Source organism: Enterococcus sp. HMSC078F03 (assembly GCF_001811595.1).
GTDB lineage: Bacteria > Bacillota > Bacilli > Lactobacillales > Enterococcaceae > Enterococcus > Enterococcus faecalis.
Genome location: NZ_KV805529.1, coordinates 85,921 through 111,093 on the forward strand (window position 1 = coordinate 85,921; position 25,173 = coordinate 111,093).

A 25,173-nucleotide genomic window follows, 5' to 3' on the forward strand; every position below is an offset into this window, starting at 1 on the left:
CTCCTAGCTTTCTTTTCCTTCTTCAGTTAATTCTTCTACTTTAACGTAAGCAGAAGGGCCATCCATTTTACGTTCCACAACACGTAAGATTCGTGTAATCACAAAAGTCATTACCAAGTACATGATGCCGACAATTGTAAAGGTTTGGAAGAACTGGAAGTTTGCGCCAGAAGCAGCATTCCCTTGGAAGAATAAATCTGCGACACCGATAACACTTAACACGGCCGTATCTTTGATATTAATGACAAATTCATTCCCTGTTGCAGGTAAAATATTACGTAATACTTGGGGAATAACGACTTTACGCATTGTTTGTCCATGGGTCATCCCAATCGCTTGTGCTGCCTCGAATTGTCCTTTATCTACTGCGAAAATACCTCCGCGAACAATTTCAGACATATAGGCACCAGTATTCACAGAAACGATAAATAGTGCGGCCACTGTTCGGTCTAAAGAGATGCCAAAAGCTAGAGCTAAACCATAGAAAATAACCATTGCTTGAACCATCATTGGTGTACCACGGAAAACTTCAATATAAATAGAAAGAATTAAATTTCCTAATTTTTGGAAGAAACGAGCGACTGGGTTTTCAGAATCTGGAATTGTACGGAAGACACCAATTAGTAAACCAAGGGTTGTTCCGACGACCGTCCCAATTAACGCGATAAATAGCGTTAAACCAGCACCACGTAAAAACATGTCGCCATATTGATTCCAAATATTTTTGAAATCGTTAATAAGTCCTGTTTTTTGTTCATCACTATCTGTTGCTGCAGGTTGATCCTTGATTGCTTGGTCCATAATTTTTGTCCGTTCATCTTGAGAAATACCTGCTAAAATTTTGTTTACTTTTTCAATGTCTGGATCGCCTTTACGCATGCCGACTGCTACTTGCGAGTCTTCAGCGCTAGCATCAAAGCCATTTTCTTTTGGAAATTCTAACATTTTTAATTCTTTATTGACACTAGTTGCTGTTATGCCTTCAGGGCGTTCACTAACATACCCATCAATCATGCCAGAAGCAAGTGCTGTTCGCATAGCTGAAAAGTTATCCATTGCTTGCTGTTTATTGACATTTGGAATTTGATCAATTAATCCGTAGTGGAATGTATTTAGTTGAGCTGTAATTTTAGCATCAGCTAAATCTTTCAAGCTTTTTGCATTAGCGTATTTGCCATCTTTTTTTACAATTACGACAAATTGTGATTCATAATAAGGGTTTGTAAAAGCAATTTCTTTTTTTCGTTCAGCGGTTGGGCTCATTCCGGCGATAATGGCATCAATTTTTCCAGATTGTAAGGCGGGCGCCAAGCCGTCCCATTTGGTTTGGACAATTACTAATTTACGACCTAAACCATCGGCAATTTTTTTAGAAATTTGAACATCATAGCCGCCTGCATAAGAGTTGCCTTGAATAGGCACTGCGCCATGTGCGTCATTTTTCTGTGACCAGTTAAAAGGGGCGTAGCCAGCTTCCATGCCGACACGAAATTCACCATTTTCCTCCGCCGAAGCGTTGGTTGTCATGCCAAGTAACGAAAATAGCGTGACAAGTAGTAGACTGAATGAAAAAACTTTTTTGTTCATCTTTTTCTCTCCTTTAAATTTCTTGTCTGATTGATCGTTTTGTCTTTTTTCAATCAACAAGCTTTGATAATCAGCTGAGCAAAAGCGATTCTGTCTTTTTAAAGGAGAATACTTCTGTCACAACCTATTTTTGAATACAAAAAAACAACCAAACAGATGTAAGGTTGCTAGGTAATGTCGAAAAAAATTCCTCAACGAAACATAGCACAACTTAGCATCACTACTAAGACAGTCCGCAAGCTCTTAACTTACGTCCCAACACACAACAGAAGAGGCTCCGTTATGCATTTCGGCGATTGATCCTAAACTTGCTTCCCAGTGTCCTCTCACTCCACAAGCGTAATAAAAACCGCGACCTCTACCTCTTTTTTGAGGCACTATTCAGTTATTAAATTCAGTTATTAATTTTAGGATAAATCCAGAAGAAAGTCAATATGTTCCAGCAAAGGAATTTATCAAGAGGACACAAACACCATGAAATTAGCGTAACATTTTCCCTACGAAATAGAAACTAATACGAAAAAAGCAACCATTCCTAAAGGAACAGTTGCTTTTTACTTAAGCTTTGACAGCTTTTGGTTCACGACCTAAAATAGCTTGAAGAACAGTCAATACACCTAAAGAAGCTAAAATTGTATAAATTAGACTTGAGTAAGTTAAGATACCGAAATCCCAAGTTTTGTAAACTAATAAAACAATTGCTAAGGCGATAATAGCGATAACGTTGAAGAACGCAAAAGCCCAAAGATTTCCGTTTTCTTTACGAGAAAGATAAAAAACAGAGAACCAAATGCTTAAAACGCCCCAAGCGATGCAGGCAATAATTGCAGCCCAATAAATAATAAATGCGACCATTGTTGTTTCACCTCACTTTTACTCATGCATATTTTACCACGAGTTGAGAAATTTGTCACAAACTCTTTCAAGATAAATCAATATATAGGTAAGAAGTTTTCAAAAAGTGGAAAAACTTTTGGTGCTAATGTTAAAATACGTTATAATATAGAAGATTAGGAGCTGAATCGATATGCAAGATATCACGCAAGCCGAGGCAATTCATTGGTTGGCAACCCAACAAAAACTCACATTTTTAACAGGTGCGGGTATCTCGACAGCCTCAGGTGTGCCAGATTATCGTTCCTTAAAAGGTGTCTATCAAGGAATCCAGCAACCGGAATACTTATTGAGCCGGACTTGCTTAAAAACAGAGCCAGAAAAGTTTTATCAATTCGTTAAAACGCTCTATCATCCAGACGCACAACCTAATATCATTCACCAGAAAATGGCACAATTAGAGCAAATGAAACGGGGAAAAATTGTTTCACAAAATATTGATGGGCTTCATCGAAAAGCAGGTAGCCAAGAAGTGGTGGACTTTCATGGTAATTTATATGAATGTTATTGCCAAACTTGTGGTACAACGGTTCCTTGGCAAGACTATTTACTTAGTGATCGGCACGCAGACTGTCATGGACAAATCCGTCCAGCTATTACTTTGTATGAAGAAGGCTTATCCGAAGAGGCAATCGAAAAAGCCATTCAGGCCGTTGCTTCTGCCGACTTAATCGTGATTGTCGGCACGAGTTTTCAAGTGCATCCATTTTGCGATTTGATTCATTATAAACAACCAACGGCAGCTATTTTAGCCATTAATCAAACGCCGCTATTTTTACAACAACCTTATTATTTTTTAGAAGCGAAAGCCGAAACGATATTTGCAGAATTAACGATAAAGGAGTAACGGAATGGAAGAATTTAAATCAGAAAAAGAAAAAATGATCGCAGGTACACTATATTTTGCCTCAGATCCTGAATTAGTGGCTGATCGCAAAAAAGCCCGTGAACAAATGGCGTTAATTAACCAACAACCAGACACTTATATTCGTCGTCAATTAATAGAAGAAACATTTGGAAAAGTGGGTGTCGGGACGTACATCGAACCGATGATTCAATTTGATTACGGCTACAACATTTCTGTGGGGAAAAATTTCTATGCCAATTTTAATAACGTTTTTTTAGATGTTTGTCCAATTGAAATTGGCGATAACTGTATGTTTGGCCCCAATGTGCAACTCTATACAGCCGAGCATCCATTACAAGCGGCCAAGCGTAATAGCGGAATGGAATCAGGGAAACGAATTATCATTGGCAACAATGTTTGGATTGGCGGTGGAGCGATTGTCCTTCCTGGCGTAACATTAGGTGATAATGTAGTGGTGGCAGCAGGTGCTGTTGTGACCAAATCGTTCCCAGAAAACTGTGTGATCGCAGGTAATCCAGCACGGATAATTAAAGAATTGACTGAAGATGACGCCCCAACAACTTCTTTAGAACAACAACGAGCAAAGATTAACCAAATCGATAAGGAACTGGTCCGTTTATTAGAACAGCGGATGGATGTCGTCGCAGAGATTGCTGCAGTGAAAAAGAAAGCAGGTCATGCGGTTTTTGATTCTGAAAGAGAACAACAAGTATTAGAAACTATTCTGAATCATGTTGAAAATGCCGATTATGAAGAAACATTATCTGAGACTTTCCAGGGAATTATGGACGCCTCTAAACGTTTCCAAGAAAAACATTTAGGAGAGTGAGGCGAAGGTTGTGGATGGAGAAATCAGAAGAAGAGAGATTGTTAAAAGATTAAGAGAGACCGAAAAGCCAATTAGTGCCACTCGTTTTGCAAAAGCTTTTGATGTCAGCAGACAAATTATTGTAGGGGATGTCGCTCTATTACGGGCGACAGGGGTCGAAATTGTCGCAACAGCTCGAGGGTATATGTTGGAACAACCTTTAGAAGGAATTGAGCGGAAAATTGCTTGTCAACATACGCCTGAACAAACGAGAGAAGAATTGTCAGTCATTGTTGCCAAAGGTGGAGAAGTGGTAGATGTGAGTATTGCACATCCGCTTTATGGGGAATTAATCGGCAGTTTGCGCATTCAATCAGAGAAAGATATTGATAAATTTATGGACAAGTATCAAAAAGAGCATGCTACATTACTATCAGTTTTAACAGGAGGCGTCCATCTGCATACTATTCGCTGTGCAGACGAAGAAACTTTCCAAGAAATCAAAGAGGCGCTTCGAAAAAAAAGTATTTTGTTTGAAGGATAACGAGAAAAAGAGAGGACATTGATGTTTGTTCAAGCCCTTTCTTTTTTTTCTTAGAAAATTACCAAAAAAAGATAGAAGAATTTGTGAATTTTCTTCTATTTTTTTAACTTTTTGCTAGAAATTTTTTATGAAACAGTATACTATTAAAAAAGGAGCCATTTAAACAATAACTATGTCAATTATTATGTTGGTACATAAAAATAAATGGAGAAAAATAAAAAAGGAGAATGAGTATGAAAAAACAATTTGCCCTGTTCTCTACCTTATTACTTTTAGGTTCATCAATGCCAGTAGGTGCATTTGCAGAAGGTAATAACTTGGTAGCTGAAAATAGTTCTGTCGCAGAAACAACCGCAGAAGCAACAACTGCTGAAGCCACTGAAACGACAGCGACTAGTGAAACAACAGAAGCGACAGAAGAATCAACAACTGAAACAGAAAGTTCAACCGAATCAAGTGAATCTGCAACCACGGAGTCCACGGAAACGTCAGGAACCGAAACGACAGATTCCACAACGGATTCTACATCCACAAGTACGACAGAATCGACTACTGACTCCACCTCGACGAGTACAACAGAGTCAACCACAGATTCTACGTCAACAAGTACAACTGAATCAAGTACCACGCCAACGACCACACCAAGTTCTTCTAAAGAACAGCCAAAACCTGGCACGAGTACTTCTGAATCAAAACAGCCGGCGAAACCAGTGACACCAACAGCACCAGCTGAAAAGCCAGTAGAGCAACCAGCAGCGTCAACACCGCAACCTGAAATAGTCCCACCAGTTACAAATGAAACGGTTGGGTTAGTGGAAGACGATGAGACGTTTACGGTCAGCAAAACGAAGAAGACAGAAGAGTTTATTCAAGAAATCGGTGAATCTGCTCGGAAAGTGGCCAAGGACAAAAACTTATATGCTAGTGTGATGATTGCTCAAGCAATTTTAGAAAGTGGCAGCGGCAATAGTAAGTTAAGCCAGAAACCAAACTACAATTTGTTTGGTATTAAAGGCGATTACAAAGGTCAATCTGTTTCTTTTATTACCTATGAAGACAATGGTTTCGGTAACCTATACACAGTAGAAGCAAAATTCCGTCAATATCCAACGTATAAAGAATCAATGGAAGATTATGCGAAATTATTGAAAAATGGTTTAGATTCCAATAAAGATTTCTATCATGGTGTCTGGAAAACGGAAGCCAAAACATACAAAGAAGCGACACGTTTCCTAACAGGAAAATACGCAACGGACAAAGATTATCATAAGAAATTAAATGCGTTAATTAAAACATACGATTTAACTTATTATGATAAAGAAAAAGCAACCGTTGAACCAATGGAATCAAATTTCCCAGCCTATAATGGCAAAAACTATGACACCTTTAATAGTTATGCTTGGGGCAACTGTACACAATATGTCTACAACCGTATTACGCAATTAGGTAAACGTGTGGACTTAACAATGGGGAATGGTCAAGATTGGGGCGAAACAGGTCGTGCACGCGGGTACAAAGTAAGTCGTACACCAAAAGCAGGCGCAGCGGTTTCCTTCCCAGCTGGTGTTTTAGGCGCAGACAATACTTATGGTCATGTCGCATTTGTGGAAAAAGTCTTTAAAGATGGTAGCATCTTAATTTCTGAAATGAACGTGAAGGGATTAAACGTTGTTTCGACACGTACAATCTCAGCCGATGAAACACATTTAATGAACTATATCGTTCCAAAAGATAAATAAAAAAATCAGCTCTTTGTCAATAAGAACGAATGAGTTGTAAAAATCAAAGCTAGCACTGAAGAAGCAATTTTAATTCTTCAGTGCTAGCTTTTTTTGTGGCAAAAGGTTTCTCCAATAAAGTTTGATACATTCAGTTATTGCCAGGAGATTTCAGGTCGGGATAAGTTAGCAACAGTCGCCGAGAGCTATATTTTTTTCAGGTAGAATCATTTACTTTTAGGTGAAAGATGCCTTATAATTGTAAGCGGATACAAATATAAAAAAAGAGGTGGGTAAATGAGTAAAAAAGAAATAAATCAAGTAGTTGCCAGTAGCTATCAATTGTATATTAATGGAGAGTGGACAACAGGTAGTGGTAACAAAATGATTGCTAGTTACAATCCTAGTAATGGCGAAAAATTAGCAGAATTTGTTGATGCCACAAATGAAGATGTGGATCGAGCTGTAGAAGCAGCTCAAGAAGCGTTTCAGACATGGAAAGATGTTGATGTTGTAACAAGAAGCAATCTTTTATTGAAAATTGCTGATTTGATTGAAGAAAATCAAGAACATTTGGCTATGGTGGAGACTTTAGATAATGGAAAACCGCTTCGGGAAACGCAATCGATTGATGTTCCTGCCAGTGCAGACCATTTTCGGTATTTTGCTAGTGTGATTCGTGCAGAAGAAGGGTCTGTCAAAGAATTTGATAAGGATACGTTATCCATTGTTGTGAAAGAACCCATCGGTGTTGTGGGTCAAATTATTCCGTGGAATTTCCCCTTATTAATGGGCGCTTGGAAATTAGCGCCAGCGTTGGCAGCAGGTAATACTGTTGTGATTCATCCATCCTCGAGCACATCATTAAGTCTGTTGGAATTGTTTAAAATTTTTGATCAAGTCTTGCCGAAAGGAGTAGTGAATTTAATCACCGGTCGTGGTTCTGATTCAGGAAATTATATGTTGGCACATCCAGGATTTGATAAGCTAGCTTTTACAGGCTCAACAGAGGTGGGGTACACTGTCGCTAAAGCGGCTGCCGACCGCCTAATTCCAGCCACTTTAGAACTTGGCGGAAAATCAGCCAACATTATTTTTGAAGATGCCAATTGGGAACGTGCATTAGAAGGCGTGCAGTTAGGGATTTTATTCAATCAAGGGCAAGTTTGTTGTGCTGGGTCTCGTGTGTTCGTTCAGTCAGGTATTTATGATCAATTTGTAGAAGCTTTAAAGGAAAAATTTGAACAAGTGAACGTTGGATTCCCGTGGGAAAAAGATGTTGAAATGGGCGCTCAGATCAATGAGCATCAATTGGAAGAAATTTTAAAATATGTCGAAATTGGTGTGAAGGAAGGAGCTACGCTGATTACTGGAGGGCAACGTTTAACAGAAAATGGGCTAGACAAGGGGGCATTTTTAGCTCCTACGTTATTAGCAAACGGCACGAATACAATGTGTGTGGCCCAAGAAGAAATCTTTGGTCCTGTTGCAACAGTGATTAAATTTGAAACGGAAGAAGAAGTCATTCGTTTAGCTAATGATTCTGAATATGGCCTAGGTGGCGCCGTCTTTTCTCAAGATATCAATGTGGCATTACGGGTTGCTCGTGGTGTGCGGACAGGTCGGATGTGGGTCAACACATACAATCAATTGCCTGCGGGCGCGCCATTTGGCGGTTATAAAAAATCAGGAATTGGTCGAGAAACGCATAAATCAATGCTAGATGCTTATACGCAAATGAAAAATATTTACATTGTGACAAAAGAAGAAGCAGATGGACTGTATTAAGTAGTGTAGTGAATTTTAGATAATAAACTTATTTTTGGTTATTGTTATTTTTAGAGCTAAACAAAACAATAATTTTTTGAAAAAATTGGGTGATGAGTAAAGTAAAACAAATTAAAAGTAAAGCCTGGTGCAAAAATCACTTTGGATTTTTGTACCAGGCTTTAAAGCGGAGTAACAATAGTGTTCACTCTTGGTTGTTTTTAATTTTCGACTATTGAATATTATAGAAGGAGTTATTTTGCTTCTTCTGCTTCAAATTTAGCAAAAGCTGTTTCAATAACTTCTTTTAATGCAGAAGCAGAAGCTTCCATTTTTTCTTGTTCAGCATCTGTTAATGGAATTTCAATGACTTGTTTAACTCCTTGGCGGTTGATGATCGCTGGTGCACCGATATAAATATCGTTTTGACCATATTCACCTTCTAAATAAACAGATAGTGGTAACACAGAGTTTTCATCGTTTAGGATAGCTTTAGTGATACGCGCTAGTGCAACCGCGATTCCATAGAAAGTAGCTCCTTTTTTCTCGATGATTGTGTAAGCAGCGTCGCGTACGTTGAAGAATAAATTAACCATTGCTTCTTCATCGACGTCAGGATTATTTTTCACCCATTCGTAAATTTGTAAGCCAGCGACATTCGCATGTGACCAAACTGGGAATTCTGTATCTCCGTGTTCCCCTAAGATGTAGGCATGGACATTTCGTGCATCAACGTCAACTAATTCGGCAATTGCTTGACGGAAACGAGCAGAATCTAGTGAAGTTCCTGAACCGATTACTCGTTCTTTCGGGAAGCCAGAGAATTTCCAAGTTGAATAAGTCAAAATATCAACTGGGTTTGCGGCAACTAAGAAGATACCGTTGAAACCAGAATCAACAATTGTTGTAACGATTTCTTTATTAATTTTCAAGTTTTTATGAACTAAGTCTAAACGAGTTTCGCCTGGTTTTTGAGGCGCGCCAGCTGTTAAGACAACTAAGTCTGCATCATGGCAATCGTCATAAGTAGCAGCATAGATTTTTTTAGGAGAAGTAAATGCTAATGCGTGAGATAAGTCCAACGCGTCTCCTTCAGTTTTTGGTACATTAATATCAATAATCCCAACTTCTTGAGCAATATTCTGAGTTACTAAAGCAAAGGCATAGCTAGAACCTACGGCACCGTCCCCGACTAAAATTACTTTTTGGTGATCTTTATTCCCTGCGGCTGCAGTCATGTGTACCATTCCTTCCTCTACATTCTTTTTCGTGAGCAACGAGTTTTTATTTCCTGTTGCTAAAGTGATAGTAACATGGTTTGTAAAAAATGTCACGAACTTTGATTGTAAAAATGATACAGTTTTCAGACCTGTTTCAAAATGGTAGCTCTTACATGTGCGTAACTTCACTATCTTACGCATATTTAAATTTCTAAAAAATTTTTTTACATCTTTCTTAATCTTCAAAGACTGCGAGTTTTTTTATTTCTATGGTATAATGAATAAAACTGGGTAGCGCATACGCTTCCCAGCCATTTTGTGTTGGCAAGCTTATAATCCAAGGAGAATGAAAGATGAAAGTAATCGTAGGACTGGGAAATCCCGGTAGTAAATACAAAGAAACAAAACACAACATTGGCTTTATTACGCTAGATGAAATTGCGTATCGGCAAAATGTTTCGTTTAATAATAGTAATTTTGAAGCAGATATTGCAGAGTTTTTTATAGGGACTGAGAAAGTATTGTTAGTGAAACCATTAACATTTATGAATGAATCAGGTCGCTCTGTTGGTCCGTTGTTGACCTACTTTGGGGTAGATGAGGAAGACTTGATTGTTATTTATGATGACTTAGACTTAGAGGTCGGTAAAATTCGTTTACGGCAAAAAGGTAGTGCTGGCGGCCACAATGGGATAAAAAGTCTGATTGCCCATTTAGGAACTAATGTCTTTCCTAGAATTAAAATTGGCATTGGTCGGCCCTCAAAAAATGATACAGTTATCCACCATGTACTAAGTACTTTTCCCAAAGAAACACACGAAGAGATGTTACTTGCTGTAAAAAAAGCAGCCGATGCCGCTTTATATGCATGCGAAGGACATACGTTTGTTGAAACAATGAATCAATTTAATGGAAAATAGCAGAAAGGAGGGCCCTTGTTTGAATATTATCGAACGAATTAGCCAAACAGAAATTGCTAAATCATGGCGCAGTCAACTAATGACAACAGGAACGCGCCAACTAATTACTGGGTTATCAGGCTCTGCTAAAACATTACTGATGGCAGGCGCTTTACAAAAGACGCATCAAAAAATTGTTATTGCGGTCCCAAACCTATACTATGCCAATCAATTAGTAGATGATTTTTTAAATATTTTACCTTCAGAACAAGTTCATCTATTTCCAGTAGATGAAGTGTTATCCGCCGAAATGGCCTTTTCTTCACCAGAAGCGCGCGCAGATCGAGTGAGTGCGTTAAATTTCCTGATGACAGCGAATGCAGGAATTGTGGTCGTGCCAGTAGCTGGACTACGAAAATATTTGCCAACGAAAGAAACGTGGCAAAATGCGCAACTCCATTGGGAAATCGGGACAGAAGTAGAACCTGAAATCCTCGCGCAACGCTTAGTGTTAATGGGCTATGAACGCCAATCGATGGTCGGAAAACCCGGCGAATTTAGTATTCGTGGAAGCATTATTGATGTCTATCCGCTAAATGCCGAATACCCTGTTCGTGTGGAACTGTTTGATGTTGAAATCGACTCAATCCGTTATTTTGAAGCGGATACCCAACGTTCATTAGAAAATCTTGAAGAAGTAACGATTTCACCAATGACTGATTTAGTGTTCTCAAAGTCAGATATGAATCATGGCATGATGAGGTTACAAGATGCTCTAGAAAAACGTTTAGCGACAGCTAAAGATCAAACGGAGACCGATTTTTTAGAAGAATATTTTGGTCAGTTGCTGTCTTCTTGGGAACAAGGAATTCCTACAGAAAATGCTCACTATTATACAGATTTTCTGTACCAACAAAAAACTACGCTGTTAGATTATTTACCAGAAAATAGTTTGCTTTTTGTGGATGATTATTCTCGTATGATGGAAACGGAGCGAGAGATTGCTAGAGAGGAAGCGGAATGGCAAACCCTGAAAATTGAAGAAATGCGCGTGTTTTCTGAACAAACTTTTGGCGTAGACTTTCATGATCAATTGCGAAAAACTGCACGAAATACGACCTTCTTTTCACTTTTTCAAAAAGGAATGGGGAATCTTCGTTTCCAAGAAGTCCATAATTTTCAATATCGTTCAATGCAACAATTCTTCGGTCAAATGCCGTTGCTAAAAGCGGAAGTGGACCGTTGGCAAAAGCAAAACCAAACGGTCGTTGTTTTTGTTCCTACGAAAGAACGGATTCAAAAAGTCGAAGAGCTATTTCAGGACTTTGATATACCTAGCGTAGTAAGCAATTGGGATCAGCTGTTAGATGGGCATGTCCAAATTGTCCAAGGTGCATTACAAACAGGGTTTGAATTACCTAAAAACAAGCTCGTGGCGATTACGGAAAAAGAAATTTTTCATACAACGACCAAAAAACGGGCACGTCGTCAAACAATCTCTAATGCGGAACGTTTGAAAAGTTATAGCGACTTAAAAACGGGCGATTATGTCGTTCATGCGAATCACGGGATTGGTAAATATATTGGTATGGAAACCTTAGAAGTTGATGGGGTCCATCAAGATTACATGACTATCTTGTACCAAAATGATGACAAGTTATTTATTCCAGTCACACAATTGAACTTGATTCAAAAGTTCGTTGCTTCCGAGTCTAAAACGCCGAAAATTAACAAGCTAGGCGGCAGTGAGTGGACGAAAACCAAACGAAAAGTTGCTTCGAAAATTGAAGATATCGCGGATGATTTAATCTTACTTTATGCGACAAGAGAATCGGAAAAAGGTTATGCTTTTCCGCCAGATGATGCGTATCAAAAAGAATTTGAAGAGGCTTTTCCGTATTCTGAAACAGATGATCAATTACGTAGTGCTGCCGAAATTAAACACGACATGGAAAAATCTCGACCAATGGATCGTTTGTTAGTTGGCGATGTAGGGTTTGGTAAAACAGAAGTGGCTTTACGAGCGGCCTTCAAAGCTGTTAGCAACAATAAACAGGTTGCCTTTTTAGTGCCAACAACTATTTTAGCGCAACAACATTACGAAACGATTCAAGAGCGGTTTGAGGGCTTTCCTGTAGAAATTGGTTTATTAAGTCGTTTCCGCACGAAAAAACAGCAAAATGAAACAATTGAAAAAATTAAACATGGCCAAGTAGATATTGTGATTGGTACCCATCGTTTATTGTCGCAAGATATTAACTTTAGTGATTTAGGCTTGTTGATTATTGATGAGGAACAACGGTTTGGAGTGAAACATAAAGAACGACTAAAACAATTGCGTTCACAAGTGGATGTCTTGACGTTAACAGCAACGCCAATCCCAAGGACCCTTCATATGTCGATGTTAGGTGTCCGTGATTTATCCGTCATCGAAACCCCACCAGAGAATCGTTATCCGATCCAAACGTATGTCATGGAAAATAATCCTGGGGCGATTCGGGAAGCGATTGAGCGAGAAATGGCCCGAGATGGTCAAGTCTTTTATTTATACAATCGAGTAGATACGATTGAACGAAAAGTTGAAGAGTTACAAGCACTAGTTCCAGATGCACGAATTGCGTATGCACATGGTCAAATGACAGAAGTACAACTCGAGAATACTTTGTTTGATTTTATTGAAGGACAATATGATATATTAGTTACTACAACGATTATTGAAACAGGAGTAGATATTCCTAATGCTAATACCTTGTTTGTAGAAAATGCGGACTACATGGGCTTATCTACGTTGTATCAATTACGTGGTCGTGTGGGGCGTAGCAATCGAGTGGCCTATGCTTATTTTATGTACGAACAGCAAAAAATCCTAAACGAAGTTAGTGAGAAACGTTTAGAAGCAATTAAAGACTTTACGGAATTAGGTTCTGGGTTCAAAATTGCGATGCGTGACCTTTCCATTCGAGGGGCCGGGAACCTTCTTGGTGCCCAACAACACGGCTTCATTGATTCGGTTGGGTTTGATATGTACTCGCAGATGTTATCTGAGGCAGTTGCTCGTAAACAAGGGAAAAATATCCAAGACCAAAAAACGTCTGTTGAGATTGATTTGGGCATTGATGCTTATATTCCAGGAACGTACATTACAGACGAACGACAAAAAATTGAAATTTATAAACGGATTCGTCAATTAGAAAATATGGATATGTACGAAGAATTAGAAGCGGACTTGTTAGACCGCTTTGGAGAGTATCCTGACGAAGTGGCGCATTTATTAACCACTGGCCGTATCAAAATGGATGGCGACCGTGCCTTGTTAGAAAGTATTCGTAAACGCGACCAAAAAGTCAAGTTTGTGTTAAGTAAAATTGGCACAAAAACATACTCTGTGGAGCAGTTGTTTGAAGCGTTATCGGCAACCAGCTTAAAAGCGGATCTAGCAGTTGAGAAAGAACAAATGACTATTTCCTTGAAGTTGCCGAAAGATTGTAAAGAAGCTGTTTGGATTCAAGAAATTGCTACTTTTACAACCGCATTGCGACAAGAAAAATACAAACATTCGCAAGAAACGGATTCCCTTTAAAAGGAGGCCTAGAAGATGGCACAAAAAGAAATGCAACGAATGATGCAAGGTGCCGTTGTGTTAACCATTGCTTCCTTCATTGCAAAAGTGTTGAGTGCGTTTTATCGTGTTCCTTTTCAGAACTTTGTAGGGGATGAAGGATTTTACGTGTATCAGCAAGTTTATCCAATCTATGGGATTGCGATGACATTAGCATTGTCAGGCTTACCGCAATTTATTTCCAAAATTGTTGCTGAACAACCAGATATTCGGAGTCAAAAACAAGTGTTGCGCCAACTATATCCCTATGTGTTATGGTTAGCGATTGCTTGTTGGGCCTTCTTTTTCTTTGGTAGTCAAGAAATTGCTATTAGTATGGGGGATGCTGCACTCCAACCATTAATGGAAGTTGTTTCCTTTACCTTTTTACTCGTTCCAATTCTTTCTTTCTATCGTGGGAATTTTCAAGGTCATTTGTTGATGGTGCCTAGTGGTATTTCACAGGTGATGGAACAGTTTGTGCGTGTCGGGGTTATTCTAGTAGCTGCGTTGTCCTATCATTACTTTGGTGGCTCCATTTACCAAACGGGGACGGTGGCCATGAGTGGTGCGTTGGCTGGCGGTATCTTAGCGGTACTTGTCTTATGGTACTACAATCGAAAAATTCTTAGTGGAAGTACGGAATACTTGCATCAATGGAAGATTATGCCTCAAACCACAGGACTATTTAAACGTTTAATGATTGAGGGTGGTTTGGTCTCTTTATATAGTGCTTTTCTGATTCTATTTCAATTAATTGATTCCTTTAAAGTAAAAAATGCCCTCATGCTTTTCGGGCTCTCTGATTTAGCTGCGAAAGTGGACAAAGGGGTCTATGATAGAGGACAACCACTAGTTCAATTAGGGTTGGTAATTGCTTTAGCTTTAAGCTCGACCTTTTTACCAGGTTTGACAAAATATTTTATGAAAAAAGACCGTCAACAATTTTTACAAGTTGCAAAAATCTTTTTGCGTCTTACCACAACCTTGGCATCGGCGGCTTCGATTGGTCTGATGATGTTATTGCCGTACATGAACTTTACGCTTTTTAAAGATTATAAAGGCAACGATGTTTTAGGGGTGTATGTTTTATCCATCGCTTTTATGGCCATTATTCAGGCCTACCAAAGTATTGAACAAAGTCGCAATCGTTTTAAAGGTCCTTTAGTGGCAGCTGGTGTGGGCTTATTAGTGAAGTTACTGACAACGGGCTTTTTCACCATTCGTTGGGGAACATTAGGTGCTAGTTGGTCTACTATTCTTGGGTTACTAGCGACGTTATTCGTTTTAGTCCGACAATCGGATGCAGCGATTAATTGTTTTGTTCGAGAACGAAGCTTTTTGAAAAAATTGTTGCTTAGTTTAGCAATCATGATGCTGTCATTACTGGTCTATCAAGGAATTATCTCCATCTTGTTCCAAGGTGTGCATCACCGAAGTCAAGCGTTTTTCGTTACAGTTTTAGGTGTTGCAGTGGGTGGTACAGTTTTTATTAGCACCATCATTAAGTTAGAATTATTTACGATACGTGAATGGTTAAGTTTACCGTATGGCGCAAAAATTTTACGGATGAGACAAAAAAAATAAAAGAGGTGAATGTGATGCGGTTAGATAAATTTTTAAAAGTTTCTCGCATTATTAAAAGAAGAACAGTTGCCAAAGAAGTCGCTGATAAAGGCCGGATTCAAATCAACGGAGTCTTAGCCAAATCTTCTAGTACTGTGAAGATTGGTGACCTTGTCAAAATTCAATTTGGGAACAGAATTTTAGAAGTAGAAGTCCTGCAACTAAATGACTCTACGAAAAAAGAAGATGCCACAAAAATGTATGAAATAAAATCAGAAACACGTGTCTCTGAAGAATAAACAGGTGAGGATGGAGCGCTTGGCAAGTTCATTGAAAAGATGAATATTCCAAGCGCTTCATCCTTTCAGCGTTTTAATGAAACAGACGCGCCGCTTTTGAAAAAATTAATAAATCAACCGCTGTTATTTCAAAAGCAAAGAATATTTTAGAAAAAAGCTTGATTTTCTTTAACTTCTCTGAAATTAACATTAGACAAGGTTCTTAGATGTTGGTATAATAAAACGGACAATCCAAAGCGAGTGGAGCGAGACGATGGGAAAGAATGAAAAAAACTCGAAGAAAGTTGCGGCATTGGAAAATGACTACACGAAAGAACAGTATGTCGAATTCCAAAAACAACAGAAACAATTGATTTTTAGACGCAGACGCTTGGCAGCGATTTTTCTCGTGGCCTTCATTATTTTTGCCTTTTCTGGCATCCAATTGATGAAAGATTATCATCGCTTAGGTGCTTTCAAACAAGAACGAGCAGATGCAATTGCTGAATCCGTAGCAGTTGATAAGAAGGTCAAGGATTTAAAAAAAGACGTTGCTTTGTTAAAAGATGATGATTATGTGGCAAAATTAGCACGTAGCCGTTTCCTTCTCTCAAAAGAAGGCGAACAGATTTATCCCACACCAGAACAAATGAAAAAAACACAGACTTCTGGAGCGGAAGAAAGCAAGAGCAGTTCAGAAAAAAATAGTCAATCACAGTCTTCAACTGAAACAACTAAGTCTTCAGCTGAATAAACTGCAATTATAATTAGGGAAAAAATAGGAGGAACAATTTTTTTATGTCAATCGAAGTAGGAGCTAAATTGCCAGGAAAAGTGTCAGGGATTACTAACTTTGGTGCATTTATTGATTTAGGAGAAGGAAAAACTGGGTTAGTACACATCAGTGAAGTGTCTAATGGATTCGTTAAAGATATTCATGATGTATTAACAGTAGGTGACCAAGTAACAGTGAAAGTAACCTCAGTTGGTGACGACGGCAAAATTGGCTTATCGATCCGTAAAGCACAAGAGCCAGCAGAAGGGCAACAACCAAAACGTGAATTTCAACGTCGTGAAAACAATTATGAGAATCGTGACCGTAATCCACGCGCAGGTGGCAAAAAGCCTTTCAATAAACCACAAGCAAATAACAATAACAATAAACAAGATTTTGACTCATTGATGAGCTCTTTCTTGAAAGATAGTGATGACCGTTTATCTTCATTAAAACGTAATACTGAAGGCAAACGTGGCGGACGTGGCGGACGTCGCGGCTAAGCACAAACAAATAGGGGGACTGGGGATAACGAATGGGTTATTTCTCGGTTCCTCTTTTATTCTAAGGAAGAAAGAAGGGCGAACAATGTTTTGGCAGTTTTATAAACGAGGAAAAGAACAAGGATTTTGGCAACCGCATCAAACAATCGTGGTCGCCGTTTCTGGTGGTGTAGACTCCATGGCCCTTTTGACGTTAATGGAACAGGTGGCAGAAAAAGAACAATTACAATTGGTTGTTGCACATGTCAATCATCAATTGCGAGAAGCGTCGGCACAGGAAGCGCAATATCTCGCTACCTATTGTCAGCAGCGAGAGCTAACGTATTATGAAACACGTTGGGAAGACCCTGAAAAGCAACGGAATTTAGAAGCGAAAGCGCGCACATTTCGTTATGAATTTTTTAAAGAAGTCATGGAAATTGAAGGCGCGGCAGTCTTAATGACGGCACATCATCTAGACGATCAAGCGGAAACGATTTTAATGAAGCTGATTCGAGGGACTAATTTTTCCCATTCCGCGGGCATTAAAGAGAGACGTCTTTTTGCGACAGGGGAATTGATTCGTCCGTTACTCATTTATCCAAAAGAAGAATTGTATCAATTTGCACAGCGCCAAGCATTCGTTTATTTTGAGGATGAAACGAACCAAACCAATGAATATTTGAGAAATCGGCTCCGTAATCAGGTTTTGCCGCTATTAAAGCAGGAAAATCCGCAATTCTTAGATCAGATTGCTTCTTTTAGTAATGAACAACGTTTTGCCCAAGAATTTATTCAGGAACAAATTGAGCCTCAATTATCTGAAGCCGTAGAACCGACCAAACAAGGCTGGCGCATTCCTTTGAAGAGATTATTAAAAGAAACGCCTGCGTACCAGCACTTCTTTTTAACCGCGTTTTTCCAAAAAACATTAGTGCCGTTAGGGGTTTCGTTAAACCAACGCCAGATGACACAAATTTTAAAAGTTTTGAATGATGAACGGCAACCGCAAGGCTCGGTTATGTTAGAACAGCAATGGCAACTAGCTAAAAGTTATGATTGGCTATGCTTAGAACAAAAACAGGCTGCACTGCGAGAAGAAGTTACACATTTATTAGTACCTGGTGCGGGGATTTATTTATCGGAAACCGAGTGGCTAGGATTAATTGCGACAGACAAACCGTTTCCTCTTCCTGAAGAGATTAATCAATGGACGGGCCAGTTGTTGGCAATCCCGTTGACCACAGCCACACCTTTGACCGTTCGTCATCGCCAAAGTGGTGATCGGATTACATTAAAACCAGGGTTTACGAAAAAATTAAGCAGAGTTTTTATTGATCAAAAAGTGCCAAATGAAGCGAGAGAGAGTGCTTGGGTCATTACGGATGAGCAAGAGGAAATCATTTGGGTACCAAAATTTGCAAATTCCTATTTGAGTATTCCTTTAGAAACTGATAAAATACACTACAGACTCCTTTTTAAGACAAAGGAGTAATGCTGAAAGGAGCGCACTATGATAGAAAAAGATATTGAGAAAGTCCTAATCTCCAAAGAAGAAATTCTTGCGAAGTCTGCAGAGCTTGGCAAGCAACTGACAGAAGAATATCAAGGGAAAAATCCTTTAGTGGTCGGTATTTTAAAAGGTGCAGTACCATTTATGGCTGATTTGACTCGTGAAATCAATACTTATTTAGAATTGGACTTTATGGATGTATCTAGCTACGGCAACGCGACAGTTTCTTCAGGCGAAGTAAAAATTGTCAAAGACTTGGACACAAATGTCGAAGGTAGACATATTTTAATCGTAGAAGATATCATCGATAGTGGTCGTACATTAGCGTATTTAGTAGATTTGTTTAGATACCGTAAAGCTGCATCTGTGAAAATTGTTACCTTATTAGATAAACCAGAAGGCCGTGTAGTAGACATTAAAGCTGACTACGTAGGGTTTGATGTGCCCAATGAGTTTGTGGTCGGTTACGGATTAGACTATGCAGAAACGTACCGCAACTTGCCTTATATTGGCGTTTTAAAACCTGAAGTTTACGAATCAAATTAATATCTATCAAGGAATTAATTGTGTTACAATGTAAAGGTCAGGATTGATAAAAGAATAACATGAATTGTAATGATGAGCATAAGGAGGACAGGCATGAACAAAAAGAATAATGGCATGAAAAATGGTTTATACTACGTCTTAGTAGTACTTGCCATGGTCATGGTTGTCTATTTCATTTTTGGAAATAACAACCAACAATCGCCAGACATCGATTACTCAACCTTCCAACAACAATTGGAAGACGGAAAAGTCAAAGACATGACCATTCAACCAACCAATGGGGTTTACCGGATTGAAGGTCAGTATAAAGAAAAACAAGAAGTGAAAGACACAGGTGGTCTGTCATTGTGGGGCTCAACGCAAGCGTCGTCAAAAGGCTTCACAACAACCGTTTTACCTAGTGATACAACCTTAGCTGGCATTCAAGATGCGGCACAAAATAACAAGGTGAAGCTAGTTGTCAAAGAACAATCAACAAGTGGTGCTTGGTTGTCACTGTTGTTTAGTTTCTTACCATTAGTGATTATTTTCTTCTTCTTCTACATGATGATGAGCCAACAAGGCGGTGGCGGTGGCGGCGGTGGCCGTGTGATGAACTTCGGTAAATCCAAAGCCAAAGAAGCCGATAAAAAAGCCAACCGTGTCCGCTTCTCAGATGTAGCTGGTGCGGAAGAAGAAAAACAAGAATTAGTTGAAGTAGTGGAATTCTTAAAAGATCCACGTCGTTTCGCTGAATTAGGCGCACGGATTCCTGCGGGCGTATTATTAGAAGGACCTCCAGGGACTGGTAAAACGTTACTTGCTAAAGCTGTAGCAGGTGAAGCAGGTGTGCCATTTTACTCAATCTCAGGTTCAGATTTCGTTGAAATGTTTGTCGGGGTCGGTGCTAGCCGTGTCCGGGATTTATTTGAAACAGCGAAGAAAAACGCACCTGCGATTATCTTTATCGATGAAATCGATGCAGTTGGTCGTCAACGTGGTGCTGGTATGGGTGGCGGACACGACGAACGTGAACAAACCCTTAACCAATTATTAGTTGAGATGGATGGTTTTGATGGCAATGAAGGAGTTATCGTAATTGCTGCAACGAACCGTTCAGACGTGTTAGACCCAGCGTTGTTACGTCCAGGTCGTTTTGACCGCCAAATCTTGGTAGGACGTCCAGATGTCAAAGGTCGTGAAGCGATTTTACGTGTTCATGCGAAAAACAAACCGTTAGCTGATGACGTTGATTTGAAAGTTGTTGCACAACAAACACCAGGTTTTGCTGGTGCTGATTTAGAAAATGTCTTAAACGAAGCAGCCTTAGTTGCCGCTCGTCGTAACAAGAAAAAAATTGATGCTTCTGATGTGGATGAAGCCGAAGACCGCGTAATTGCTGGTCCAGCTAAAAAAGATCGCGTGATTAATAAAAAAGAACGCGAAATGGTGGCTTACCATGAAGCGGGACACACAATCGTTGGTTTAGTCTTAAGCCGTGCCCGTGTTGTCCATAAAGTAACAATTATCCCTCGTGGTCGCGCAGGCGGTTATATGATTGCTTTACCAAAAGAAGATCAATTCTTAATGACTAAAGAAGATATGTTTGAACAAATCGTTGGCTTACTTGGTGGACGTACAGCAGAAGAAATTATCTTTGGCGTTCAATCAACAGGGGCTTCAAATGACTTTGAACAAGCAACAGGGATTGCCCGTAGCATGGTAACTGAATATGGAATGAGCGACAAATTAGGACCTGTTCAATATGAAGGGAACCATCAAGTCTTTGTCGGTCGTGATTATGGTCAAACAAAAGCTTACTCAGAACAAGTGGCGTTTGAAATCGATCAGGAAGTTCGTCGTATCTTAATGGATGCTCATACAAAAGCGCATGAAATTATCGAAGCGCACCGTGAACAACATAAACTAATCGCTGAAAAACTATTAGAATATGAAACATTAGATGCAAAAGCAATCAAATCATTATTTGAAACAGGTAAAATGCCTGAAGGTGCTGACAGCGACTATCCTAGTGAAAAAGAAGCGCAAACATTCGAAGAAGCAAAACGTGCTTTAGAAGAAAAAGAAGCGCAAAAACAAGTTGAAGAAAAGCAAGACTTTGAAGAAGCGAAAAAAGAATTACATGATGAAGCAGAAGAAGTCAAAGTAGAAAGCGAACAAACAGAAAAAGAAGTCCAATCTGAAGAGAAAAAAGATTCAGATTCCAATTCTGAATATGATCGCAATAACTACGAAGATCGTTATAAATAACCAATTAGTAGAAGGTGCAGTATTTGTCGAGATGACGAATACTGCACCTTCTATAATATTAAGATATTCTATAGAAGGAAGATTATTTGGTTGAAAAAACACCTGATTCCTAGTATTATCTGACTAATGGACAAAAAAGCACCAAGAGAAGAGGAAAAAGAATGGAAGATTATTTAGTAAAAGCCCTTTGTTATAAAGGTTCAATTCGAGCATATGCCATCAGTGCCACTGAAACTGTTAGCGAAGCGCAAAGAAGACATGATACATGGAGTTCTTCTACCGCAGCGTTAGGGCGCACATTGATTGGAGCCCTTTTACTAGGAGCGACTTTAAAAGGTGACGATAAATTAACTGTAAAAGTACAAGGGAATGGCCCAGCTGGCGCTATTATTGTCGATAGTAATGGCCGTGGAGAAACAAAAGGCTACATTAAAAATCCACATGTCAGCTTAAAGTTGAATGCAACAGGTAAAATTGATGTACGTGGCGCTGTCGGTAACGAAGGAATTTTCACAGTCATTAAAGATTTAGGATTAAAAGAAACCTTTTCTGGACAAACACCTATTGTTTCTGGTGAAATCGGTGAAGACTTTACATATTTTATGGCGGTCTCTGAACAAGTTCCTTCAGCTATCGGTTTAGGTGTATTGGTGGACACGGATGAATCTGTGAAAGCAGCCGGTGGTTTTATGATTCAAGTAATGCCAGGTGCCGATGAAAGTATCATTGATTTTATTGAACAGCGTCTAGCGGAAGTGCCACCGATTTCACAATTACTAGAAAATGGAGAAACACCTGAACAAGTCTTGTATCGCTTATTGGGAGAAGACGAAGTAGAAATTTTAGAAAAAATGCCTGTACAATTTAAATGTGACTGTTCCAAAGAAAAATTTGCGACCGCTTTGATTGCCGTTGGGATCGATGAATTAAATGCGATGATTGATGAAGATCATGGAGCAGAAGCAGTTTGTCAATTCTGTAACAATAAATATCACTATAGTGAAGAAGAATTAATTGAACTTCGCGATGAAGCGATTCGCAATACGAAACAAAAGTAGGAGGAAAGACTATGTGGAAAATTGGAGACGTTGAAATCCCCAACCGTGTTGTCGTAGCTCCGATGGCGGGTATTAGTAACGCCGCTTTTCGTGTGACTGTAAAAGAATTTGGCGCAGGATTAGTCGTTTGTGAAATGATTAGTGATAAAGGGATTAAATTAAGAAACAAAAAAACCTTAGAAATGCTATATATTGATGAGCGAGAATATCCTTTAAGTGTACAAATTTTTGGTGGAGATAAAGAAACATTAGTGGAAGCTGCTAAGTTTGTGGAAGAAAATACGCAAGCGGCGATTATTGATATTAACATGGGTTGCCCTGTCAATAAAATAATTAAAGCTGAAGCTGGTGCGAAATGGTTGCTGGATCCGAATAAAGTGCATGAGATGGTTCACGCAGTCTCTTCGGCAGTTTCTTTGCCTGTCACTGTAAAAATGCGAACAGGCTGGGATGAAGATCATCTATATGCTGTAGACAACGCTTTGGCTGCCGAACAAGCAGGTGCTTCGGCAATTGCTATGCATGGTCGAACACGTGTCCAAATGTATGAAGGGACAGCCAACTGGGACGTTTTAAAGGAAGTGAAAAAGCATTTAACCATTCCTTTTATGGGAAATGGCGATGTCAAAACGCCTGAAGATGCTAAACGCATGTTAGAATATGTTGGAGCGGATGGTGTGATGATTGGTCGAGCTGCTTTGGGCAATCCTTGGATGATTCAACGGACGAAAGAATACTTGGAAACGGGCGAATTGATGCCTGAGCCTTCACCAGCTGAAAAAATCAATATTGCAAAAGTTCATTTACAACGATTAGTGGATTTAAAAGGCGAAAAAATTGCGGTCCGTGAGTTTCGCCAACATGCTTCTTACTATCTAAAAGGAATCTCGCGAGCAGCCAAAGTGAAAGTTGCGATTAACCAAGTCGAAACACAACAAGCAGTTGTCGATTTACTGGATGCCTTTGTAGAGAAAATTTCCAAAGTTGCTGTAACTACTATAGAAGAATAAAAAATTCAAGCCGAAAGTAAAATTCGGCTTGCTTTTTTTCGAATTACTGTGGCATTATTAGGATAGGTTAAAATCAAGAATGGAGGAACAACAGTGGCAGAAGAACAACAAGCGCATTTAGAGGATTTAAATGATCAAATGCTCGTGCGCCGCGAAAAAATGGAAGCTTTACGTGAAGAAGGGATTGATCCTTTCGGTAAACGTTTCGATCGCACTCATAATTCAGCAGAACTTCATGAACAATATGATAATCATACAAAAGAAGAACTTAGTGAAATGAATACAGAAGTCAGCGTTGCTGGACGTATGATGACAAAACGTGGTAAAGGAAAAGCTGGTTTCGCCCATTTGCAAGACCGTGAAGGCCAAATTCAAATTTATGTTCGGAAGGACCAAGTTGGAGACGAAGCCTATGAACTATTTAAACATGCTGACTTAGGCGACTTCTTTGGTGTGACAGGTCAAGTAATGAAAACCAATACGGGGGAAGTTACTGTTAAAGCTCAAACAATTACGTTATTAACTAAAGCTTTGCGTCCATTGCCAGATAAATACCATGGATTAACGAATGTGGAACAACGCTATCGTCAACGCTATTTGGATTTAATCAGTAACAAAGAAAGTTTTGATCGTTTCATGAAACGCAGTCAAATTATTAGCGAAATCCGTCGTTATCTAGATGGCAATGGCTATGTCGAAGTAGAAACGCCTGTCTTGCATAACGAAGCAGGAGGAGCTGCTGCTCGTCCGTTTATCACACACCATAATGCATTAGATATGGACTTATACTTACGCATTGCCCTAGAGTTACATTTAAAACGTTTAATTGTCGGTGGCATGGAAAAAGTATATGAAATTGGTCGTGTCTTTCGTAATGAAGGAATCGATACCACTCATAACCCAGAATTTACAATGCTAGAAGCTTATACCGCTTATACTGATTATCAAGATGTGATGGATTTAACAGAGGGAATTATTCGTAATGCTGCGGAAAAAGTCTTAGGAACTACTGATATCACGTACGATGGTCAAGCTGTTGACTTAGGAAGTCCTTTCAAACGTCTACACATGGTAGATGCGGTCAAAGAACAAACGGGCGTAGATTTTTGGCAAGAGATGACGATAGAAGAAGCCCGTGCGTTGGCTAAAGAACATAATGTTGAAATTACAGATGCGATGACAGTCGGTCATATCATTAATGAATTTTTCGAAACATTTGTAGAAGATACATTGCAACAACCAACATTTATTTATGGTCACCCAGTCGCTGTTTCACCATTAGCGAAGAAAAATCCAGAAGATGGTCGTTTCACTGACCGCTTTGAACTATTTATTATCGGAAAAGAGTTTGCTAATGCATTTACAGAATTAAATGATCCGATTGACCAACGTGAACGTTTTGAAGAACAAGAAAAAGAACGGGAACAAGGAAATGATGAAGCACACGGAGTAGATGAAGATTTCATCGAAGCCTTAGAATATGGCTTGCCACCAACCGGAGGATTAGGTATTGGGATTGATCGACTAGTTATGTTATTAACCGATGCACAATCAATTCGTGATGTATTATTATTCCCAACAATGAGATAAAAAAAGATGCCTTAAGGGCATCTTTTTTTGTATTCGCAAAAAATTAAATAAAAAAGAATAGAAAAACAATTGAAACCAATTCTTTTTTTCTAAAAAAATCGAAGATGAGTAATAAAAAGAATGGGTAATCTGATAAAAAAACGAACTTTATCTAATCGGATAAGAAAGAATAATCGGTATTGAAAAAAAGTTTAAAAAAAGT

20 protein-coding genes and 1 riboswitch are annotated in these 25,173 nt (G+C 39.1%); of the genes, 17 read left to right on the forward strand and 3 right to left on the reverse strand.

Annotated elements, in window-relative coordinates:
• Positions 1-3: 3 nt before the first annotated feature.
• A complete protein-coding gene (locus HMPREF2810_RS00785) occupies positions 4-1,587 on the reverse strand; it encodes an ABC transporter substrate-binding protein/permease (RefSeq protein WP_002381368.1) in 1,584 nt (527 codons plus the stop codon).
• Between the two features lie 194 nt (positions 1,588-1,781).
• Positions 1,782-1,956: riboswitch (Lysine riboswitch) on the reverse strand.
• A 189-nt stretch (positions 1,957-2,145) separates the two neighbouring features.
• Positions 2,146-2,442 carry a hypothetical protein gene (locus HMPREF2810_RS00790; RefSeq protein ID WP_002356244.1) on the reverse strand — a complete coding sequence of 99 codons (297 nt, stop codon included), beginning with the start codon at positions 2,440-2,442 and terminating at the stop codon, positions 2,146-2,148.
• A 172-nt stretch (positions 2,443-2,614) separates the two neighbouring features.
• Here HMPREF2810_RS00790 and HMPREF2810_RS00795 point away from each other — a divergent pair, with 172 nt between their 5' ends.
• The 5 genes from HMPREF2810_RS00795 to HMPREF2810_RS00815 all read left to right on the forward strand — a co-directional run bounded on the left by HMPREF2810_RS00795 (position 2,615) and on the right by HMPREF2810_RS00815 (position 8,207).
• Positions 2,615-3,328 carry an NAD-dependent protein deacylase gene (locus HMPREF2810_RS00795; RefSeq protein WP_002383872.1) on the forward strand — a complete coding sequence of 238 codons (714 nt, stop codon included), beginning with the start codon at positions 2,615-2,617 and terminating at the stop codon, positions 3,326-3,328.
• Between the two features lie 4 nt (positions 3,329-3,332).
• Complete coding sequence (locus tag HMPREF2810_RS00800; RefSeq protein WP_002383873.1) at positions 3,333-4,178, forward strand: chorismate mutase; 846 nt, start codon at positions 3,333-3,335, stop codon at positions 4,176-4,178.
• Between the two features lie 10 nt (positions 4,179-4,188).
• Positions 4,189-4,701 (forward strand): transcription repressor NadR, encoded by a 513-nt coding sequence (locus tag HMPREF2810_RS00805; RefSeq protein WP_002356248.1) that lies wholly within the window; start codon positions 4,189-4,191, stop codon positions 4,699-4,701.
• A 227-nt stretch (positions 4,702-4,928) separates the two neighbouring features.
• Positions 4,929-6,440 (forward strand): glucosaminidase domain-containing protein, encoded by a 1,512-nt coding sequence (locus tag HMPREF2810_RS00810; RefSeq protein WP_002383874.1) that lies wholly within the window; start codon positions 4,929-4,931, stop codon positions 6,438-6,440.
• Positions 6,441-6,716: 276 nt separating this feature from the next.
• On the forward strand, positions 6,717-8,207 hold the full coding sequence (locus HMPREF2810_RS00815) for an aldehyde dehydrogenase family protein (protein ID WP_002383875.1): 1,491 nt from the start codon (positions 6,717-6,719) through the stop codon (positions 8,205-8,207).
• A gap of 233 nt (positions 8,208-8,440) precedes the next feature.
• Here HMPREF2810_RS00815 and HMPREF2810_RS00820 read toward each other — a convergent pair whose 3' ends face one another.
• Positions 8,441-9,424: an L-lactate dehydrogenase gene (locus tag HMPREF2810_RS00820; protein WP_002356251.1), complete on the reverse strand. Its 984-nt coding sequence runs from the start codon at positions 9,422-9,424 to the stop codon at positions 8,441-8,443.
• Between the two features lie 335 nt (positions 9,425-9,759).
• Between HMPREF2810_RS00820 and pth the strand changes: the two genes are divergently transcribed.
• The 12 genes from pth to lysS all read left to right on the forward strand — a co-directional run bounded on the left by pth (position 9,760) and on the right by lysS (position 24,971).
• A complete protein-coding gene (pth, locus tag HMPREF2810_RS00825) occupies positions 9,760-10,326 on the forward strand; it encodes an aminoacyl-tRNA hydrolase (protein ID WP_002361556.1) in 567 nt (188 codons plus the stop codon).
• A gap of 19 nt (positions 10,327-10,345) precedes the next feature.
• On the forward strand, positions 10,346-13,885 hold the full coding sequence (mfd, locus tag HMPREF2810_RS00830) for a transcription-repair coupling factor (RefSeq protein ID WP_010714993.1): 3,540 nt from the start codon (positions 10,346-10,348) through the stop codon (positions 13,883-13,885).
• 15 nt (positions 13,886-13,900) lie between these two features.
• Positions 13,901-15,490 carry a putative polysaccharide biosynthesis protein gene (locus HMPREF2810_RS00835; protein WP_002383878.1) on the forward strand — a complete coding sequence of 530 codons (1,590 nt, stop codon included), beginning with the start codon at positions 13,901-13,903 and terminating at the stop codon, positions 15,488-15,490.
• A 14-nt stretch (positions 15,491-15,504) separates the two neighbouring features.
• On the forward strand, positions 15,505-15,768 hold the full coding sequence (locus HMPREF2810_RS00840) for an RNA-binding S4 domain-containing protein (RefSeq protein WP_002356255.1): 264 nt from the start codon (positions 15,505-15,507) through the stop codon (positions 15,766-15,768).
• A 253-nt stretch (positions 15,769-16,021) separates the two neighbouring features.
• Positions 16,022-16,501, forward strand: a complete 480-nt coding sequence (locus HMPREF2810_RS00850; protein WP_002356257.1) for an FtsB family cell division protein — start codon at positions 16,022-16,024, stop codon at positions 16,499-16,501.
• A gap of 44 nt (positions 16,502-16,545) precedes the next feature.
• Positions 16,546-17,025 (forward strand): S1 domain-containing RNA-binding protein, encoded by a 480-nt coding sequence (locus HMPREF2810_RS00855; RefSeq protein ID WP_002383880.1) that lies wholly within the window; start codon positions 16,546-16,548, stop codon positions 17,023-17,025.
• Between the two features lie 85 nt (positions 17,026-17,110).
• The gene (tilS, locus tag HMPREF2810_RS00860; protein WP_080351395.1) at positions 17,111-18,499 is read left to right on the forward strand and encodes a tRNA lysidine(34) synthetase TilS; all 1,389 of its coding nucleotides are present in this window, start codon (positions 17,111-17,113) and stop codon (positions 18,497-18,499) included.
• A gap of 18 nt (positions 18,500-18,517) precedes the next feature.
• The gene (hpt, locus tag HMPREF2810_RS00865; RefSeq protein WP_002356260.1) at positions 18,518-19,063 is read left to right on the forward strand and encodes a hypoxanthine phosphoribosyltransferase; all 546 of its coding nucleotides are present in this window, start codon (positions 18,518-18,520) and stop codon (positions 19,061-19,063) included.
• 93 nt (positions 19,064-19,156) lie between these two features.
• Positions 19,157-21,313, forward strand: a complete 2,157-nt coding sequence (ftsH, locus tag HMPREF2810_RS00870) for an ATP-dependent zinc metalloprotease FtsH (RefSeq protein ID WP_002363441.1) — start codon at positions 19,157-19,159, stop codon at positions 21,311-21,313.
• A gap of 161 nt (positions 21,314-21,474) precedes the next feature.
• Positions 21,475-22,371, forward strand: a complete 897-nt coding sequence (gene hslO, locus HMPREF2810_RS00875) for an Hsp33 family molecular chaperone HslO (protein WP_002383883.1) — start codon at positions 21,475-21,477, stop codon at positions 22,369-22,371.
• Between the two features lie 11 nt (positions 22,372-22,382).
• On the forward strand, positions 22,383-23,381 hold the full coding sequence (gene dusB, locus HMPREF2810_RS00880) for a tRNA dihydrouridine synthase DusB (protein WP_002356263.1): 999 nt from the start codon (positions 22,383-22,385) through the stop codon (positions 23,379-23,381).
• 93 nt (positions 23,382-23,474) lie between these two features.
• The gene (gene lysS / locus HMPREF2810_RS00885; protein ID WP_002359372.1) at positions 23,475-24,971 is read left to right on the forward strand and encodes a lysine--tRNA ligase; all 1,497 of its coding nucleotides are present in this window, start codon (positions 23,475-23,477) and stop codon (positions 24,969-24,971) included.
• Positions 24,972-25,173: the final 202 nt, after the last annotated feature.

Bases quoted from the DNA above. Each gene is read 5' to 3' on its own strand.
- HMPREF2810_RS00785 (WP_002381368.1), bottom strand. From the start codon at position 1,587: ATGAACAAAAAAGTTTTTTCATTCAGTCTACTACTTGTCACGCTATTT.
- HMPREF2810_RS00790 (WP_002356244.1), bottom strand. From the start codon at position 2,442: ATGGTCGCATTTATTATTTATTGGGCTGCAATTATTGCCTGCATCGCT.
- HMPREF2810_RS00795 (WP_002383872.1), top strand. From the start codon at position 2,615: ATGCAAGATATCACGCAAGCCGAGGCAATTCATTGGTTGGCAACCCAA.
- HMPREF2810_RS00800 (WP_002383873.1), top strand. From the start codon at position 3,333: ATGGAAGAATTTAAATCAGAAAAAGAAAAAATGATCGCAGGTACACTA.
- HMPREF2810_RS00810 (WP_002383874.1), top strand. From the start codon at position 4,929: ATGAGTATGAAAAAACAATTTGCCCTGTTCTCTACCTTATTACTTTTA.
- HMPREF2810_RS00815 (WP_002383875.1), top strand. From the start codon at position 6,717: ATGAGTAAAAAAGAAATAAATCAAGTAGTTGCCAGTAGCTATCAATTG.
- HMPREF2810_RS00820 (WP_002356251.1), bottom strand. From the start codon at position 9,424: ATGACTGCAGCCGCAGGGAATAAAGATCACCAAAAAGTAATTTTAGTC.
- pth (WP_002361556.1), top strand. From the start codon at position 9,760: ATGAAAGTAATCGTAGGACTGGGAAATCCCGGTAGTAAATACAAAGAA.
- HMPREF2810_RS00835 (WP_002383878.1), top strand. From the start codon at position 13,901: ATGGCACAAAAAGAAATGCAACGAATGATGCAAGGTGCCGTTGTGTTA.
- HMPREF2810_RS00840 (WP_002356255.1), top strand. From the start codon at position 15,505: ATGCGGTTAGATAAATTTTTAAAAGTTTCTCGCATTATTAAAAGAAGA.
- HMPREF2810_RS00850 (WP_002356257.1), top strand. From the start codon at position 16,022: ATGGGAAAGAATGAAAAAAACTCGAAGAAAGTTGCGGCATTGGAAAAT.
- HMPREF2810_RS00855 (WP_002383880.1), top strand. From the start codon at position 16,546: ATGTCAATCGAAGTAGGAGCTAAATTGCCAGGAAAAGTGTCAGGGATT.
- tilS (WP_080351395.1), top strand. From the start codon at position 17,111: ATGTTTTGGCAGTTTTATAAACGAGGAAAAGAACAAGGATTTTGGCAA.
- hpt (WP_002356260.1), top strand. From the start codon at position 18,518: ATGATAGAAAAAGATATTGAGAAAGTCCTAATCTCCAAAGAAGAAATT.
- ftsH (WP_002363441.1), top strand. From the start codon at position 19,157: ATGAACAAAAAGAATAATGGCATGAAAAATGGTTTATACTACGTCTTA.
- hslO (WP_002383883.1), top strand. From the start codon at position 21,475: ATGGAAGATTATTTAGTAAAAGCCCTTTGTTATAAAGGTTCAATTCGA.
- dusB (WP_002356263.1), top strand. From the start codon at position 22,383: ATGTGGAAAATTGGAGACGTTGAAATCCCCAACCGTGTTGTCGTAGCT.